This window comes from Burkholderia sp. Bp9016 (genome assembly GCF_003857765.1).
GTDB lineage: Bacteria > Pseudomonadota > Gammaproteobacteria > Burkholderiales > Burkholderiaceae > Burkholderia.
Map to the genome: position 1 here is coordinate 47,738 of NZ_QTPY01000013.1, position 14,885 is coordinate 62,622.

Below are 14,885 nucleotides of genomic sequence, written 5' to 3' on the forward strand. Positions count from 1 at the left end.
CATCGACCTTTCTGCTCTCATGCGTCGCATCGACGACCGACGCGGCTGCAGCCTCGCTCTATGCATTCGGGCAGGCAACGGTTTCGAGCCCGGCAGGCGCGACGCCCGGAACCGTCGTCGCCCGTCATTACTTCACGCCGCAGGACGTTTGCGGCGCGAGCACCTGCCAGATCACGAGCATCAAGATGTATCCCAAAGGCGGCGTGTGGATATCCGACGGCCCCGATCTGGAAACCAATGTGTCTGGCCTGTCCACGCGCATGATCGTCGACGGCAACGTGGCCGTTTCGTCGACGAAGACGACTCTGCGCAACACGCTGGAAGTCACGCTGTTTCGCGACAGCCGACAGACTCAGGATGGGTCGCTCAATTCCGGCATGCTCAGCGCCTATTACACGATCAATTACAAATCGGGCATCCTGGGTGCGTCGTCGCAGGTCTTCCTCGCCGCGAAGGTCGCCTTCATCAACGGAACGTGCTCGATTCCCGACCAGACCGTCACGCTGCCGCCCGTGCAGCAGCGCGTGTTCAACGGCGTGGGCTCAACCGCCGGCGCGACCGATTTCCAGGTGCAGTTGAACAACTGCCCTGCCGGCTACAACCGAATCGGATACCAACTGTCCCCGCTGGACGACGTCGTCGTCGGCATGCCCGGCGCAATGCAGTTGCGTCCGGATGCCACGGCCAGCGGCATCGGCATCCATATCGCCGATGCCGCGACCGGCCAGTCGTTGACGCTGCAAAAATCGCACGCGGTGACGAGCTACAACCCGGCCACCGGCGGATCGCCGTCGATTCGGCTCCGGGCGTCCTATCTGCAGACGGGCGCGAAGATCGGCGGCGGTTCCGTTCATGCCGCGGCGCAGGTCCTGCTCGACTATCAATGAACGGCACGCGAGACATGCGCACGACACGGCACCATGCGATACTCGCGCCGCCGCGCGCGTGTTTGCCGCCACGGGGAACCTCGGTGCGACGTGCCGGTCCACTTCCTTTCGTCAACGGCTCAACAGCCATAGGGAGGCATTCATGCTGCAATTCATCGAAACCCTGGTGGTCGGGCTCATCGTCGGCCTCCTCGCCCGCGCGCTCAAACCCGGCGACGACAAGATGGGCATCCTGATGACCATCGTGCTCGGCATCGTCGGCTCGCTCGTCGCGGGCTACGTCGGCCGCGCCGCCGGCTGGTACGCACCGGGCCAGGGCGCAGGCTGGATCGCGTCGATCGTCGGCGCGATCGTGCTGCTCGTGATCGTCGGCGCGGTGCGCAAGCGCGCGGGCTGACCGCCGCATCGCCCGCTGCAATGCCGGACGGCCGCTCAATTCGAGCGGCCGTTTCCTTTTGGACCGTCGCGATCTGCCGGACCGCGGACTCGTTGAGTTCTCAACGATTTACCCACAAGCGCCGCATCCATCGACGCCCGTCCCGCCGGCTTGCGTCACCGGCAATACCCTGACTTGCGGGCGCGCAAATTTGAGATAAATTGATTGGAGGAATACGGCGTCATTGACTGATCGCCGTTGTTCCGGTTTTTTTCATTCAAGAGGTCCGATGAAGTTGCCGTTTACGCATACAGCATCGCGGCGTTGACGGACTGCCATTCGAGCGGCCCTGCTGCGACGCGCTTCCTCTCTGGAGCCTGTCATGAAGCATCGCCTGTTTGCCGCCTCGTTTGCCCTGGCTGCCGCGCTTCTGGCCTCGTCCCCTTCGTTTGCCGCCGGCACGTCCGGCATCATCCACTTCACCGGCATGATCGTCGAGCCGCCGTGCTCGTTCGCGCTCGATACGGCCGACGCCGCGCATGCGCGCGTGCATCCCGACTGTCCGCGCCCGGCGAGCGGGCAAGTTGCGTTCGTCGACGCGGCCAGCCTGCGCACGATCAAGACCACGACCTTTACACAGGCCTCGCGCGCAATCGCTTTACCTGACCGCCCGGGCAACGATCATGCACCGATGATCGCCGTCGTGACCTACCAGTGAAGCCCGCCGCCGATGTCGCACGTCAGTCGCGATGGGCGGCTATCCAGTCGCTGAACGCGCGGATCTTCTGCTGGCTGGCGATGTTCTCGGGATAGACGAAGAAGTAGCGTGCACCCGTTTCGAGCACGATGTCGAACGGCCGCTCGAGCCGGCGCGCGGCGACGTCGTCGTCGACCAGCGTCACGTCGCCGATCGCCACGCCGAAACCCTGCATCGCCGCGTTGGTCGCGAGATCGAGCGTGTCGAAGGTCGGCCCGCGCTCCGCATCGACCGCGCGCTCGCCCGCGTGCTCGAGCCACGCGCGCCAGTCGCGATGGTCGCGCGTCGGATGCAGCAACGTATGGCGCGCGAGATCGCCGACCGCGTCGAGCGGCGACGCTTGCCGCAGCTCGGGCGCGCATACCGGCGTCAGCCGTTCGTCGAACAGCGGCAGCGCGAATACGCCCGCGCCCGGCGACATGCCGTAGACGATCGCCGCATCGAACGGTTCGGTCGAGAAATCGACGACGTGCTGCCACGCGGTCGTGATCTGCACGTGGAGATCGGGATGTTCTCCCTGGAAGCGCATGATGCGCGGCAGCATCCAGCGCATCACGCAGGTCGGCACCTTCAACGCCAGATCGGTACGCTGCCGCGTGAGCTTCATCGAGATGTCCTCGATCCGCGCGAAGCTCTCGTCGACCACCGGCAGCAATTGCTCGCCCTCCGCCGTCAGCGTGAGGCCCTTCGCATGGCGCTTGAACAGCGGAAAACCGTAATGCGCTTCGAGCGTCTGGATCTGCCGGCTCACCGCGCCCTGCGTGAGGCACAGTTGCTCGGCCGCGCGCGTAAAGCTGCGGTGGCGGGCCACCGTCGAGAATATCTGCAACGCGTGCAGGGGTGGAAGTCGGCGCATGACGAAGCGGGTAAACGGAAAATCGCGCGCCGGCACCGGCGCGCGCTGTCCGACACGATAAGCCAAACGCCGGCTTTGCGCGAGGTTTGCCGCGCGCTCAGGCCGTCGGGACGAGCGCGCGCGATGCGATGCGCGCGGCCGACGCGACGACGTCGGCACGCGCGGCCGCATCGGCACGCGGCTGCGTGAACGAGATGGCCATCACGATCGGTGCGCGCGACGGCGGCCAGACCACCGCCACGTCGGTCGTCGTGCCGTAGCCGCCGCTGCCGGTCTTGTCCGCGATGCGCCAGCCGGGCGGCACGCCGGCCGCGATCCCGGTCGCTCCGCGCGTGCCGCCGGCCAGCCACTCCGTCAACTGCGCGCGCTGCGGCTCGCCCAGCGTGTCGCCGAGCAGCAGGCGCTTCATCATGTCGACCATCGCGACCGGCGTCGACGTATCGCGCACGTCGTGAGGCGCGGCCTCGTTCAGCTCGGGTTCCCAGCGGTCGAGGCGGAACGTGGTGTCGCCGCTCTCGTGTGCGAACGCGGTCACGGCCTGCGGGCCGCCGAGCACGTTCATCAGCAGGTTGCCCGCGCCCTTGTCGCCCGACTGCAGCAGCGCGACGCACAGCTGCGCGATCGTCATCCCCGTGTCGACGTGGCTTTCCGTGACCGGCGAGCCGGCCACGACGTCGTAGCGGCGATACAGGATGCGGCGCGGCAGCAGCGATGCGTCGAGCGCGCCGCGCGCGAGTATCGCGGCGGCGGCGGAAACCGCATAGGTACCGCACAGCGGGAAGCGCTCGCGTGCGTGATACGCGATGCGCGTGCCGTTCGACGTATCGAGCACGGCGACGCCGAGCCGGCCGTTCGATGCTTTTTCGAGCGTGGCGAGATCGGCTTGCGCGGCGTGGGCGCGCCCCTGGTCGGCCACGGGCGCCGACGAGCACGCCGCGACGAACGGTGCGGCGACGGCGGCGAGCAACAGCGAGCGGCGTGTCGGAGAGTGTTCCATGGATATCTGGTGTTCTGTCGGAAACGGTGGCACGAAGCAACGCAGGTGCGCAACGCGACAACTCAACGATGCGCGCCGGTTCACGCCGACGGCCGGCTCGCGGCGGCCATTGGCCGCGCATCCCCGAAAGACGTCCGTCTGCCCCGATGAACGGGGTCGCATGAACAGGTTCTAGCGTAGCAGCGAGTGCGCCCGCGTTCCAGCAGCGCGACGCACGTCAGCCTTGCGACGACGGCAGGTAAGGCATCGGATTGACCGGCTTGCCGTCGCGCCGCACCTCGAATAGCAGCGCGACGCGCGAGTTGTCGAGATCGCCCATCTCGGCGATCTCGTCGCCCCGGTGCACGATGTCGCCGGTTTTCACCAGCAGCTTGCGGTTATGCGCATACGCCGTCAGAAAATCCGCGTTGTGCTGGACGATGATCAGACTGCCGTAATCGTTCAGGCCCGTACCCGCATACATCACGCGTCCGTCGGCCGCCGCACGGACCGGGTCGCCGGACCGCCCGGCGATCTGGATGCCGCGGTTCTGCCCGGGCCGGAACGCGTCGACGATCCGCCCTTGCGCAGGCCACGTGAGCGTGACCGCTCCCGCGTGCCGCTTCGTTTCCTTCACGACCTGCCGGTCGCTCGAGGCCGATGCACCGGTCGCCGCATCGCTCGCGGCAGCGGCCTGCTGTGTGCTGCCGGTCGAACCCGGCGCCTGCAACGGCTGCTGCCGGACGATACGCAGCACCTGCCCCGTACGCAGCGTGCTGCGCGCGTCGAGCCTGTTCCAGGTGCGCAACTCCGCCACGCTGCAGTCGTTCGACGACGCGATGCCCGACAGCGTGTCGCCGCGCTTCACGACGTACTTCTGCGCGACGAGGATCGGCGCCTGCGCTGGCGCGGCCGGCGCGGCAGCCGACGGCGCCGCGGCAGACTGACCCGGCGGCGCTGAACCCGCCATCGTGTCGCTTGGCGCAACGGACTGCGTGCTTGCACAACCGGCCATGACGAGCACGGCGGCCAGGCCCGACAACCACGCCGCCTTGCGGTAAATCTCGTGCTGTTTCATGGACGATCGGTTCCGGTTTGACAATCTTTCAAGCATCTCAAAAACGGAACGACCGACGTGTAACCGGATGCAAACAATGATGACAAACGATCACGAACCCGGCACCAAAGCGGCTTTATTGCCAAAAATACGATCAAATTCGGAATAATTTGACAGCCCTCTACTCATCAGGCGAAGGAAATTTCGCGATACGCCGTTATTTCGAATAGCTTTCGATAAACTGGCAGGCGCGCCGGACAGCGAAACCCGCCCGCACCGCCCGCTCGGCTCAGCGCAACCAGTCCACCAGTTCGGCGCACGCCCACGCGACGCCGATGCACAAGAACAGCAGGTGCAGCGCGATCTTGAACGACACCACCCACGACGAATCGACTCGCATGACAGTCTCCCCTGATTGATATGCGGTCATGATCCGGGATCGATCGTGCCCCGAAAATGCGGAACCGGCGAACGGGGCCTCAAGCGCAGCCTGAGACCGCGGCTGCAGTTCCTGCTAACTTATCGGCCATTCCAATCCTTACGCGCCCCCGCCCGACCATGCGCTTCGACCTGACCGACCTGCGGCTTTTCCTGAACATCTGCGAGGCCGGCACGATCACCAGCGGCGCCGAGCGCACTCACATCACGCTGCAGGCCGCGAGCGAGCGCATTCGCGGGATGGAGGACGAGCTCGGCGTGCCGCTGCTGCACCGGACCAAGTCGGGCGCGCAGCCGACCGACGCCGGCCTTGCGCTCGAACACCACGCGCGCACCGTGCTGCAGCAGATCGACCACATGCGCGGCGAACTGCAGCAATACGGCCAGGGGCTGCGCGGGCACATCCGGCTGCTGTGCAATACGGCATCGCTGAGCGAGTACCTGCCCGATGCGCTCGCCGCGTATCTGCCGCACCATCCGAAACTGTCGATCAGCGTCGAGGAACGCTCGAGCCAGGAGATCGTGCATGCGATCCGCAACAAGACGGCCGAGGTCGGGATCGTCGCGGATTCGGTCGGGCTCGGCGGGCTGGAACAGAAGCCGTTCCGCGAGGACTGGCTGATCGCCGTCGTGCCGGCCGCGCACGCGCTCGCAGCGCGCGACAAGGTCGGGTTCGACGAAATCGTCGACGCGGATTTCATCGGGCTGACCGACGGCAGCGCGCTGCAGGTCCATCTCGCGGATCAGGCACGCGCGCTCGGCAAGCGGATCCGTTACCGTGTGCAGTTGAAGAGTTTCGACGCGATCTGCCGCATGATCGAAAGCGACGTCGGAATCGGCATCGTGTCGCGCCATGCGGCCGAGCGGGCGACGCAGACGATGGACGTGCGGCTCGTCGAGCTGTCCGACGCGTGGAGCCACCGCAAGCTGACGCTCTGTGCGCGATCGTTCGATGCCCTGCCGAAATACACGCAGGCGTTCGTCGCGTTCCTCTCGGGCGAGACCGCGTCGCGGTAGCGCGCGCCGGATCCGGCGCCCCCCATCGATACCTACGGAGGCATGGCCATGGCAGAAACCGATCTCGCTACCCGCTACCGCGCGTATATCGACTGCCTGAACCGGCAGGACTGGGCGGCGCTCGGCGAGCACGTCGCCGACAACGTGATTCACAACGACCGGCCGCTCGGGCTATCCGGTTATCGCGCGCTGCTGGAGCAGGACTTCCGCGACATTCCGGATCTGCACTTCGACATCCGGCTGCTGGTGTGCGAACCGCCGCGCGTCGCGTGCCGGCTTCGCTTCGCGTGTGCGCCGAAAGGGACGTTCATGGGACTCGCCGTCGACGGCACGCGTGTCACGTTCGCCGAGAACGTGATCTACGAATTTCACGACGGCAAGATCCGGCAGGTGTGGTCGGTGATCGACAAGGCGGCGATCGAAGCGCAACTGTGAAGACGCCGGCCGCCGCGACGTTCATCGCAGCCCCGACGCGGCCATGTATGCGCCGAGCGCGATCATCCCGGCGAAGAAGCAGCGCTTGAATGCCTTCTCGCTCATCACGCGGCGCGCATACTGGCCGCCGACCATCCCCGCGAGCGCCGGCACGAGCGCCAGCGCCGATACGCCGAGATCGACCGTCTGCAGTGCGCCCGTCACGCGCAGCTGCAGGCCGAGCGCGATCGTCGACGCGGTAAACGACAACCCGAGCGCCTGGATCAGATCGTCCTTCGACAGGCGCAGCGCCTGCAGGTACGGCACGGCCGGCACGACGAACACGCCGGTCGCAGCTGTCACGACGCCGGTCAGGTAGCCGACCACAGCCGACAACCCCTTTTCGTGACGCCCCGGCGCGGGCAGCCGCGCAGCGGCGAGCCCCCAGCAGCCGTACGCGATCAGCGCGACGCCAAGCGCCGCGTGCGTCCACGCGTTGCCGGCCGCTAGCGCGGGCAGGCCGCCCGTCAGCGTGCCGATCGTCAACCCGACGAGCAGCGGCCACAGACGACGCAGCAGCGGCCCGAACGACGGCCCCAGCCACAGCTGCCACACGTTGGTGACGAACGACGGCACGAGCAGCAGGCTCGCGGCCGCCGACGGCGGCATCGCCAGCGTGAGCAGCCCCATCGCGATCGTCGGCAACCCCAGGCCGATCATCCCCTTGACCGCACCCGCCAGCAGAAAGACCAGCACGATGATCGTCAGCGTATGAATATGCATGAATGGCATTCCGTCCGGTTGAATACGGCGCCGATGGTGAATCACCTTCGCGCCGCCGGCCATCTGGCTTTGCCTGAGGCTGGCTCGGGCCCGTCCGACGTGCCTCGTCATCCGGCCAGCCGCGTCGTTCATGCACCGTGCGCCGGCCCCCGGCCCTGCTCGCTGTCGAGGTGCGCCATCTGCGCGGCCGGATAACGCTCGCCGGCAGCCGCCCCGGCGGGAACCGCCGCTTCGATGCGCGCGAGATCATTGACCGTTAGTTGCAATTTAGACGCCTGCAACGCGTCCTGCAGTTGGGTGCGCTTGCGTGCGCCGATCAGCGGCACGATGTCGTCGCCGCGCGACAGCGCCCATGCGATCGCGATCTGCGCGGGATTGCTGCCCTTCTCGCCGGCAATCGCGCGCAGCGCGTCGACCAGCGCAAGGTTGTGCGCGAGGTTCTCGCCCTGGAAGCGCGGGCTGGCCGCGCGGAAATCGCGCTCGCCCTGCCGCGCCGCGCTCCAGCCGCCGCCGAGCAGCCCGCGCGACAGCACACCATACGCGGTCACGCCGATCCCCAGTTCGCGACAGGTCGGCAGGATGTCTGCCTCGATCCCGCGCGACAGCAACGAGTACTCGATCTGCAGGTCGGCGATCGGCGCGACGGCCGCCGCGCGGCGGATCGTGTCGGCGCCGAGTTCCGACAGACCGATATGGCGCACGTAGCCAGCCTTCACGAGATCGGCGATCGCACCGACCGTCTCCTCGATCGGCACGGCCGGATCGACGCGAGCGGGCCGGTAGATGTCGATATGGTCGGTGCCGAGCCGCTTCAGCGAATACGCGACGAAGTTCCGGATCGCCTCGGGCCGCGCGTCGTAACCGGCGAACGCACCGGCCGGATCGCGCAGCGCGCCGAACTTCACGCTGATCAGCACCTGGCCGCGGGTCCGGCCGCGCAGCGCATCGCGAATCAGCATTTCGTTGTCGCCCATCCCGTAGAAGTCGCCCGTATCGAGCAATGTGACCCCGTTGTCGAGCGCCGTGTGCAGCGTCGCGATGCTCTCATCGCGATCCGCCGGCCCGTAGAAATCCGACATCCCCATGCAGCCGAGTGCAATCGCCGAAACCTGCGGGCCCGTGCGGCCCAGTTGACGCTTGTCCATGTCCGTTTCCTTGCAGTGGTGAGTGAATGAGCCGGATTCTGGACGCATTGCCGCGCGCGATAAACGCGAAACACCCAACCAAATCATTCGACGCTGATTAACAATGGAGCCTCTGCCCATTCCCCAACGCCCCGCCCCGCATGGATCATCTGCAAGCAATGCGCATCTTTGCGCGCGTCGCCCACCTCGGCAGCTTCACGAAGGCGGCCGAGCAACTGCAATTGCCGCGCCCGACGGTGAGCAATGCCGTCCAGTATCTGGAAAAACACCTGAGGGTGCGCCTGCTGCAGCGAACCACCCGGCGCGTCGCACTGACCGTCGAGGGTGCGACCTACTACGAGCGCTGCACGCGGTTGCTCGCCGATCTCGACGACGCCGAGACGCTGTTCGAAGAAGCCGGCGCGGCGCAGCGCGGCCTGATCCGCGTCGACCTGCCCGAGCGCTTCGCGCTGAACGAAGTGATTCCGGCGCTGCCGGATTTCCACGCACGCTATCCCGACCTGCGCGTCGTGCTGAGCACGTCCGACCGCTTCGTCGATCTCGTCGCCGACGGGATCGACTGCGCGGTGCGGGTCGGCGTGCTGTCCGACACGTCGCTCGTCGCGCGGCGCATCGGCGAGATGGCGCAGATCAATTGCGCGTCGCCCGGCTATCTCGCGCAATACGGCACGCCGCGCTCGCCGGACGATTTGCCCGACCACCTCGCGGTCGGCTATTTCTCGAACCGCACGGGCCGCGAGCTGGACTGGGAATATGCGGATATGGATTCGGGCGAGCTGCATAAGGTGAAGATGCGCAGCGTCGTCTCGGTCAACAGCTCGCAAGCGTATCTCGCATGCTGCGTCGCGGGCCTCGGGCTGATCCAGGCGCCGCGCGACGGGCTCGCGCCGCTCATCGAAGACGGTTCGCTGGTCGAGGTGCTGCCGGAATGGCATGCCCCGCCGCTGCCGGTGTCGGTCGTGTTTCCGCACGGCCGACATCTGGCGCCACGCGTGCGGACCTTCGTCGACTGGCTCGCGCAAACGCTCGGCGGCCCGCACCGGGCGGCATGACGACCGCCGCCGGGGCGATCAGGCCCCGGCCCGGTATCGCGCACTCAGAACTTGTGGCGGATCGCGGCGCGCACCGCGAACTGGTTCGACGACGACGACGGGCCGTCGGTGCCGACGACGTAACCGCCGTCGGCCGCGGTGCCCGTCTTGTCGCCGGCAACCTTCTGCCATGCGCCCTGCAGGTACACGTCGGTGCGCTTGGACAGGCTGTAGTCGGCCATCAGGCCGACCGTATGGTATTTCGGGCTGAGCGCGCCGGACGCCGCGTCGAACTTGCCGTCCGTGTACACGTACTGCGCGCCGAGGTAGAAATCGGGCGTGAGCTGGTACTTGCCGTTGATTTCGAAGTTCTGGAATTTCGTCGCGGTGAGCCCAAGGCCGGCGAACGTCGCCGCCGGCAGGTAAACGGTCGACACCGGGTTCTTCATATCGGCCTTCGTATACACGAAGCCGACCGTCGCCGGCCCGAACGTGTAGTTGATGCCGCCGCCGAAGATGCGCAGGCGGTCGGCGACGAAGTTCGCGTCGTCCGCCGCGATCGCGCCCGCGCTGCCGACGCCCGGGCTGTTCGCCTGCAGATACGCGGCCGCGACCTGCAACCCGGCCAGCGAATACTGCGCGCCGACGCTGTACTGCCGATTGGTCGAGAAGCCGGTGCTGTTGCTGAAGCTGTAGGTGCCGCCGAAGGTCAGCCCGTTCCAGTCGGGGCTCGCGTACTTGACCGTGTTGTTGACGCGGAACGAGTTGTCCGTGTTGTCGTTGTCGAACGGATGCGAGAACAGCGTGCCGCCCCAGTTGCCGTTCGCGGTCAGCGGCGCGAGATAGTCGACGACGGAGTCGTACTGGCGGCCAAACGTCAGCGTGCCGAAGCGCGACGCGCTCAACCCGACGAACGCCTGACGGCCGAACATCCGGCCGCCCTGGTTGAACCGGCCGTTGTTCACGTCGAAGCCGCTTTCCAGCGTGAAGATCGCCTTCAGCCCGCCGCCCAGGTCCTCGCTGCCTTTCAGGCCCCAGCGGCTGCCCTGCGCATAGCCGCTCGCAAGCTGGTAATCCGCTTTTCCGACCCCGTTCACGTTCACGTTGTTCGTGTAGTTGAAGCCTTCGTCGATCAGGCCGTACAGCGTGACGCTGTCCTGCGCGAAGGCCGGCGCGGCGAACGCTGCCAGCGCGGCGGCAAAAATGGCGTGCTTCTTCATGACGGATCTCCGGAGCCGGGTGCCGGGCAGGCCTTGCGCCCGGCGAATCGTTTGTCTGTTTATATGTAACTGGCCCGCAGGGCGGACAACGCGGTGTGCGGCCGCGAGGACAAAATGGTGTCACGTCGCAAACCAGCCGTCCATCGGGGACGTAGAGCCGGCATGCAAAGCGTTGCGCTCGTCCAACTGCCCGGCCCGCCTGCCTGCCCGACCGAGCTTGCCGGCCGCGGCTGACCGGCCCGCCATCCGCATAAACCCGGGCGATGTCGCATCGATGGCACAATGCGCATCCGTTCGTCATTTCTCCACGAAGTCATGCTTCACCCCGATTCACGCGCGGCAGCTGCCAGCCGCGCACGCGGCGCACGCCGGGAGGCGGCCCGATGACCGCCGCCGCCCGGCCCGGCCGCTACGCCGAGCTCGATTTCTTCCGCGGACTCGTGCTGCTCGTGATCGTCGTCGACCACATCGGCGGCAGCATCCTGTCGCGCGTGACGCTGCATGCGTACGCTCTGTGCGATGCGGCCGAGGTGTTCGTGTTCCTCGGCGGCTTCGCCACCGCCATCGCGTACAACGCGCTCGCCGAGCGCCACGACGAGGCCGCCGCGCGCCAGCGCTTCATCCGGCGCGCGTTCGAGATCTATCGCGCGTTTCTGGTGACGGCCGGCCTGATGCTGTTGATCACGGCCGTGCTAAACGCATTCTCGATCGACGGCCCGAACATGCCGACCAACGATCTCGACGGCCTGCTCCACAAGCCGCTCGCGGCGCTGCGCGACATCCTGCTGTTCCGCCGCCAGCCGTATCTCGCATCGGTGCTGCCGATGTACGCGTTCTTCGCGCTGCTCGTCCCGCTCGCGCTGCCGCTCGCGCGCACGCAACCGTGGTTGCTGCTCGCGTTCAGCGGATCGCTGTGGTACGCGGCGCCGCATGTCGCGCGCTTCCTGCCGACAGTCGAAGGCATGCCGTGGGACTTCAATCCGTTCGCGTGGCAATTCCTGTTCGTGTTCGGTGTGATCGCGCGCTGCCAGCCGGTGTACCAGACGCTCGCGCCGAAACCGCAGGGCTGGCTGCTCACGGCCGCGGCGCTCGCGATCGTCGCGGCTGGCGCGTACTACCGGCTGCGCGTCGAGCCGTTCCCGACCGATCCGTCGATCAAGCAGAACCTCGGCGCGCTGCGGCTCGGAAACTTCCTCGCGATCGCATGGCTCGCGGCCAAGCTCGTGCACCTCGGGTGGATGAAGAAAGTCGCACACGCGATGCCGTGGATCGGCACGATCGGCCGGCAGGGGCTGCTGTGCTTCGTCGCCGGCACCTGCATCTCGCTCGCGGTCGATTCGCTGCTGTACCAGGCGACCGAAGGCTATCTCGACGTGCCGCTCGGCCTGACCGCCGACGTCGTCGCGATCGGCTTGCTGTATCTCGTCGCGAAGCTCTATGCGCCGTTCGTGTCGCGACTGCCGTTCCCGCTCCGTTCGCGGCGATGACGCACCGCGCCATCACCCACCGCTGCTACGATAGCGGGCGCCCTACCTGAAACAATTCGCCATGCGCCGACTTGCCCTTCCGTTCGCCGTCGCCCTGCTCGCCAGCTCCGTCGCCACCGCCCATGCCACCCAGGGCGCGACCGCGACAACGCCTGCCTCGCCGTCGACGGTCCAGGCCGCCCCGTCGGTGCCGGCCGCGCAGGAAGCACCGGTCAATCCCGGCAGCAGCATCGTGCTGCGCTCGTTTCGTTCGGCGTCGCTGAAGCGCGACTGGTCCTATACGGTCTACCTGCCGCCCGGCTACAACCCGGAGGGCGCGCGCTATCCGGTGATGTACCTGCTGCACGGCAATGCCGGCAACGCGAACGACTGGATCACGCAGGGCCGGCTACAGGCCACGACCGACACGCTGATCGAACGCCACGAGATTCCGCCCGTCGTGATCGTGATGCCGCAAGGCGGCACCGACTGGTACGTCGATCGCAAGGAGAAGATGCAGAGTGCGTTTCTCAACGACCTGCTGCCGGAAGTCGAAGCGCACTTCGCGGTATCGAACCAGCGCGCGGGCCGCGCGATCGGCGGCGTGTCGATGGGCGGTTTCGGCGCGCTGCGTTTCTCGCTGCTCGAGCCGGGCCTGTTCTGCGGCGCGATGCTGCTCAGTCCCGCGATCTACGCGAACGAGCCGCCGCTCAATTCCGCCGCGCGCTACGTCGGCGTATTCGGCGACCGGCAGTTCGATCCGCGCGTGTGGCACGAGCTCAACTACCCGACGCTGATGCGCGGCTATTTCGCGCGCAACTGGCGCGTGCCGATGTTCATCGCGGCCGGTGACGACGACCTGACGATCCAGGCGGAATCGAGCGTGCTGTACACGCACCTGCGGCGCGCGCAGAACGCGGCCGAGTTGCGCATCGTCGGCGGCGGGCATACATGGGAAGTGTGGCGCGGATTGCTCGGCCAGGGCCTGAAATACGCGCTCGAATGCGTGAAGTGACGAAGCCCGGTCGCGCGCCTGACGCGTCACCCTTCACGTCATCCCGAGCTGCACTGCGCCGCGTCCTCCGGCGCGATGTGTGTGGCGGCGCACCGCCTGGTGCAACGCTCAGTTCCACGCATGGCGCGCCGGACGCACGCCATTCAGGTAGTAGTTGCCGACGAGGTGATATTTCCAGCGCACCGGATCGTGCAGCGTATGCGTGCGCGCGTTGCGCCAGTGGCGATCGAGATTGTGTTCGGCCAGCGTCGACTGCGTGCCTGCCAGCTCGAACAGCTTCTCGCCCGCGAGCAGCGCGATTTCCGTCGTCAGCACTTTCGCTTCGCCGACGGCGACCGATGCGCGCGCAACGTCGTCGTCCGTCACCGTGCCGCGTGCCCCGATCTCGTCCAGCGTGCGCGCCGCGCGTTCGAGCAGCGCTTCCGCCGCATGAAGCTGGATGTGCAGCCGGCCGATTTCGCGCACGATCAGCGGATCGTCGGTGGCCCGCTCAACACCGCTGTCGACCCACGGACGCGTGCGGGTGCGCACGAACGCCTCGGTATCGGCGATGGCCGCCTTCGCGATTCCTGCATCGATCGCCGCCTGGATGATCTGCGACAGCGGGCCGTTGAGCGTCGGCTCGTCCGATACGCGCTGTGCGGGCAGCACATGCGACGCCGGCACACGCACGCGATCGAGCACGACCGTGCCGCTCGCGGTCGTGCGCTGGCCGAAGCCCGACCAGTCGTCGATCACGGTGAGCCCGGGCGTCGGCTGCGGCACGTATGCGAGCCACGCCTGCTGCGCATCGTCGAGGCCGAGCACCGGCACGTAGTGCGCGAACAGCGCGCCCGTCGAATAGAACTTCGTGCCGTCGACGACATGGTCGTCGCCGTCACGGCGCACGCGCGTCTTCAGGTCGAGCACGTGCTTCGTACCCTTCTCCGAAAAGCCGTTGCCGAACCGCTTGCCGCTCAGGATCTCCGCGAAGAAATGACGCTTCTGCGCATCGGTGCCGACCAGCGCGATCACGTCGACCAGCCCGAAATGATTTTGCGGCAACTGCCCGAGCGACCCGTCGGCCGCTGCGACGATCTTGATCACCTCGGTAAGCGTCACATGCGACACGCCCGCGCCGCCGTAAGCCTTCGGCACCGTGATCGCCCACAACCCCGACTGCGAGAACCACTCGATCTCGTCGCGCGGCAACCGGCGCTCGCGATCGCGGGCGGACGCGCCTTGCGCGAGCCGCTGCGCCAGCGCATGCGCGGCCGCGATCGCCTGTGCGTCGTCGGCGATCACGCGGGCGACCTGCGGTTTCGCGTCGGCCGGCTGCTCGTGAATCGTGGCGTTCGTATCGGACATCGGGCTCTCCTGATGGATGACGAAAGCACTGAATCTAGCAGTGCATCGCGGGCCGGCAAACCGAGCGATTCTCGTAACGTTATTCCTTCGGATAACAAAC

The 14,885-nt window shown here is 67.0% G+C and carries 15 protein-coding genes; 8 read left to right on the forward strand and 7 right to left on the reverse strand.

The window, feature by feature from the left end; translation table 11 throughout:
- Positions 1 to 260: 260 nt before the first annotated feature.
- The 3 genes from DIE13_RS33420 (at position 261) to DIE13_RS17275 (ending at position 1,981) form a co-directional block, all read left to right on the forward strand.
- Positions 261 to 887: a fimbrial protein gene (locus tag DIE13_RS33420; RefSeq protein WP_233410016.1), complete on the forward strand. Its 627-nt coding sequence runs from the start codon at positions 261 to 263 to the stop codon at positions 885 to 887.
- 142 nt (positions 888 to 1,029) lie between these two features.
- On the forward strand, positions 1,030 to 1,284 hold the full coding sequence (locus tag DIE13_RS17270) for a GlsB/YeaQ/YmgE family stress response membrane protein (RefSeq protein ID WP_124828299.1): 255 nt from the start codon (positions 1,030 to 1,032) through the stop codon (positions 1,282 to 1,284).
- Positions 1,285 to 1,645: 361 nt separating this feature from the next.
- Entirely contained in the window at positions 1,646 to 1,981 is a 336-nt protein-coding gene (locus tag DIE13_RS17275; protein WP_124828300.1) for a type 1 fimbrial protein, read from the forward strand.
- A 22-nt stretch (positions 1,982 to 2,003) separates the two neighbouring features.
- On the opposite strand, the gene DIE13_RS17280 is transcribed toward DIE13_RS17275, so the two are convergent.
- From DIE13_RS17280 to DIE13_RS17290, 3 genes are all read right to left on the reverse strand, one after another.
- Positions 2,004 to 2,876 (reverse strand): LysR substrate-binding domain-containing protein, encoded by an 873-nt coding sequence (locus DIE13_RS17280; protein ID WP_124828301.1) that lies wholly within the window; start codon positions 2,874 to 2,876, stop codon positions 2,004 to 2,006.
- A gap of 97 nt (positions 2,877 to 2,973) precedes the next feature.
- Complete coding sequence (gene bla, locus DIE13_RS17285; RefSeq protein WP_124828302.1) at positions 2,974 to 3,873, reverse strand: class A beta-lactamase; 900 nt, start codon at positions 3,871 to 3,873, stop codon at positions 2,974 to 2,976.
- Positions 3,874 to 4,090: 217 nt separating this feature from the next.
- Positions 4,091 to 4,930, reverse strand: coding sequence for a peptidoglycan DD-metalloendopeptidase family protein (locus DIE13_RS17290; protein ID WP_124828303.1), 840 nt, complete (start codon positions 4,928 to 4,930; stop codon positions 4,091 to 4,093).
- Between the two features lie 537 nt (positions 4,931 to 5,467).
- Here DIE13_RS17290 and DIE13_RS17295 point away from each other — a divergent pair.
- The gene (locus tag DIE13_RS17295) at positions 5,468 to 6,364 is read left to right on the forward strand and encodes a LysR substrate-binding domain-containing protein (RefSeq protein WP_124828304.1); all 897 of its coding nucleotides are present in this window, start codon (positions 5,468 to 5,470) and stop codon (positions 6,362 to 6,364) included.
- 48 nt (positions 6,365 to 6,412) lie between these two features.
- Positions 6,413 to 6,799 carry an ester cyclase gene (locus DIE13_RS17300; protein ID WP_124828305.1) on the forward strand — a complete coding sequence of 129 codons (387 nt, stop codon included), beginning with the start codon at positions 6,413 to 6,415 and terminating at the stop codon, positions 6,797 to 6,799.
- A gap of 21 nt (positions 6,800 to 6,820) precedes the next feature.
- Here the strand turns inward: DIE13_RS17300 and DIE13_RS17305 are convergent, their stop codons facing one another.
- Positions 6,821 to 7,561, reverse strand: a complete 741-nt coding sequence (locus DIE13_RS17305; protein ID WP_175750415.1) for a sulfite exporter TauE/SafE family protein — start codon at positions 7,559 to 7,561, stop codon at positions 6,821 to 6,823.
- A 128-nt stretch (positions 7,562 to 7,689) separates the two neighbouring features.
- Positions 7,690 to 8,706 carry an aldo/keto reductase gene (locus DIE13_RS17310; RefSeq protein WP_124828307.1) on the reverse strand — a complete coding sequence of 339 codons (1,017 nt, stop codon included), beginning with the start codon at positions 8,704 to 8,706 and terminating at the stop codon, positions 7,690 to 7,692.
- A gap of 140 nt (positions 8,707 to 8,846) precedes the next feature.
- Here DIE13_RS17310 and DIE13_RS17315 point away from each other — a divergent pair, with 140 nt between their 5' ends.
- A complete protein-coding gene (locus DIE13_RS17315; RefSeq protein ID WP_124828308.1) occupies positions 8,847 to 9,758 on the forward strand; it encodes a LysR family transcriptional regulator in 912 nt (303 codons plus the stop codon).
- A gap of 44 nt (positions 9,759 to 9,802) precedes the next feature.
- Here the strand turns inward: DIE13_RS17315 and DIE13_RS17320 are convergent, their stop codons facing one another.
- On the reverse strand, positions 9,803 to 10,957 hold the full coding sequence (locus DIE13_RS17320) for a porin (protein WP_124828309.1): 1,155 nt from the start codon (positions 10,955 to 10,957) through the stop codon (positions 9,803 to 9,805).
- Between the two features lie 383 nt (positions 10,958 to 11,340).
- Between DIE13_RS17320 and DIE13_RS17325 the strand changes: the two genes are divergently transcribed.
- Together DIE13_RS17325 and DIE13_RS17330 are read left to right on the forward strand one after the other, a co-directional pair.
- Positions 11,341 to 12,444 carry an OpgC domain-containing protein gene (locus tag DIE13_RS17325; RefSeq protein WP_124828310.1) on the forward strand — a complete coding sequence of 368 codons (1,104 nt, stop codon included), beginning with the start codon at positions 11,341 to 11,343 and terminating at the stop codon, positions 12,442 to 12,444.
- Positions 12,445 to 12,505: 61 nt separating this feature from the next.
- The gene (locus tag DIE13_RS17330) at positions 12,506 to 13,438 is read left to right on the forward strand and encodes an esterase family protein (protein WP_124828311.1); all 933 of its coding nucleotides are present in this window, start codon (positions 12,506 to 12,508) and stop codon (positions 13,436 to 13,438) included.
- A 108-nt stretch (positions 13,439 to 13,546) separates the two neighbouring features.
- Here DIE13_RS17330 and DIE13_RS17335 read toward each other — a convergent pair whose 3' ends face one another.
- Entirely contained in the window at positions 13,547 to 14,785 is a 1,239-nt protein-coding gene (locus DIE13_RS17335; RefSeq protein ID WP_124828312.1) for an SfnB family sulfur acquisition oxidoreductase, read from the reverse strand.
- Positions 14,786 to 14,885 lie beyond the last annotated feature (100 nt).

What these genes read in the sequence shown, in the direction of transcription:
- DIE13_RS33420 (WP_233410016.1), top strand. Translation starts at nt 261, where the DNA reads ATGATCGTCGACGGCAACGTGGCCGTTTCGTCGACGAAGACGACTCTG.
- DIE13_RS17270 (WP_124828299.1), top strand. Translation starts at nt 1,030, where the DNA reads ATGCTGCAATTCATCGAAACCCTGGTGGTCGGGCTCATCGTCGGCCTC.
- DIE13_RS17275 (WP_124828300.1), top strand. Translation starts at nt 1,646, where the DNA reads ATGAAGCATCGCCTGTTTGCCGCCTCGTTTGCCCTGGCTGCCGCGCTT.
- DIE13_RS17280 (WP_124828301.1), bottom strand. Translation starts at nt 2,876, where the DNA reads ATGCGCCGACTTCCACCCCTGCACGCGTTGCAGATATTCTCGACGGTG.
- bla (WP_124828302.1), bottom strand. Translation starts at nt 3,873, where the DNA reads ATGGAACACTCTCCGACACGCCGCTCGCTGTTGCTCGCCGCCGTCGCC.
- DIE13_RS17290 (WP_124828303.1), bottom strand. Translation starts at nt 4,930, where the DNA reads ATGAAACAGCACGAGATTTACCGCAAGGCGGCGTGGTTGTCGGGCCTG.
- DIE13_RS17295 (WP_124828304.1), top strand. Translation starts at nt 5,468, where the DNA reads ATGCGCTTCGACCTGACCGACCTGCGGCTTTTCCTGAACATCTGCGAG.
- DIE13_RS17300 (WP_124828305.1), top strand. Translation starts at nt 6,413, where the DNA reads ATGGCAGAAACCGATCTCGCTACCCGCTACCGCGCGTATATCGACTGC.
- DIE13_RS17305 (WP_175750415.1), bottom strand. Translation starts at nt 7,561, where the DNA reads ATGCATATTCATACGCTGACGATCATCGTGCTGGTCTTTCTGCTGGCG.
- DIE13_RS17310 (WP_124828307.1), bottom strand. Translation starts at nt 8,706, where the DNA reads ATGGACAAGCGTCAACTGGGCCGCACGGGCCCGCAGGTTTCGGCGATT.
- DIE13_RS17315 (WP_124828308.1), top strand. Translation starts at nt 8,847, where the DNA reads ATGGATCATCTGCAAGCAATGCGCATCTTTGCGCGCGTCGCCCACCTC.
- DIE13_RS17320 (WP_124828309.1), bottom strand. Translation starts at nt 10,957, where the DNA reads ATGAAGAAGCACGCCATTTTTGCCGCCGCGCTGGCAGCGTTCGCCGCG.
- DIE13_RS17325 (WP_124828310.1), top strand. Translation starts at nt 11,341, where the DNA reads ATGACCGCCGCCGCCCGGCCCGGCCGCTACGCCGAGCTCGATTTCTTC.
- DIE13_RS17330 (WP_124828311.1), top strand. Translation starts at nt 12,506, where the DNA reads ATGCGCCGACTTGCCCTTCCGTTCGCCGTCGCCCTGCTCGCCAGCTCC.
- DIE13_RS17335 (WP_124828312.1), bottom strand. Translation starts at nt 14,785, where the DNA reads ATGTCCGATACGAACGCCACGATTCACGAGCAGCCGGCCGACGCGAAA.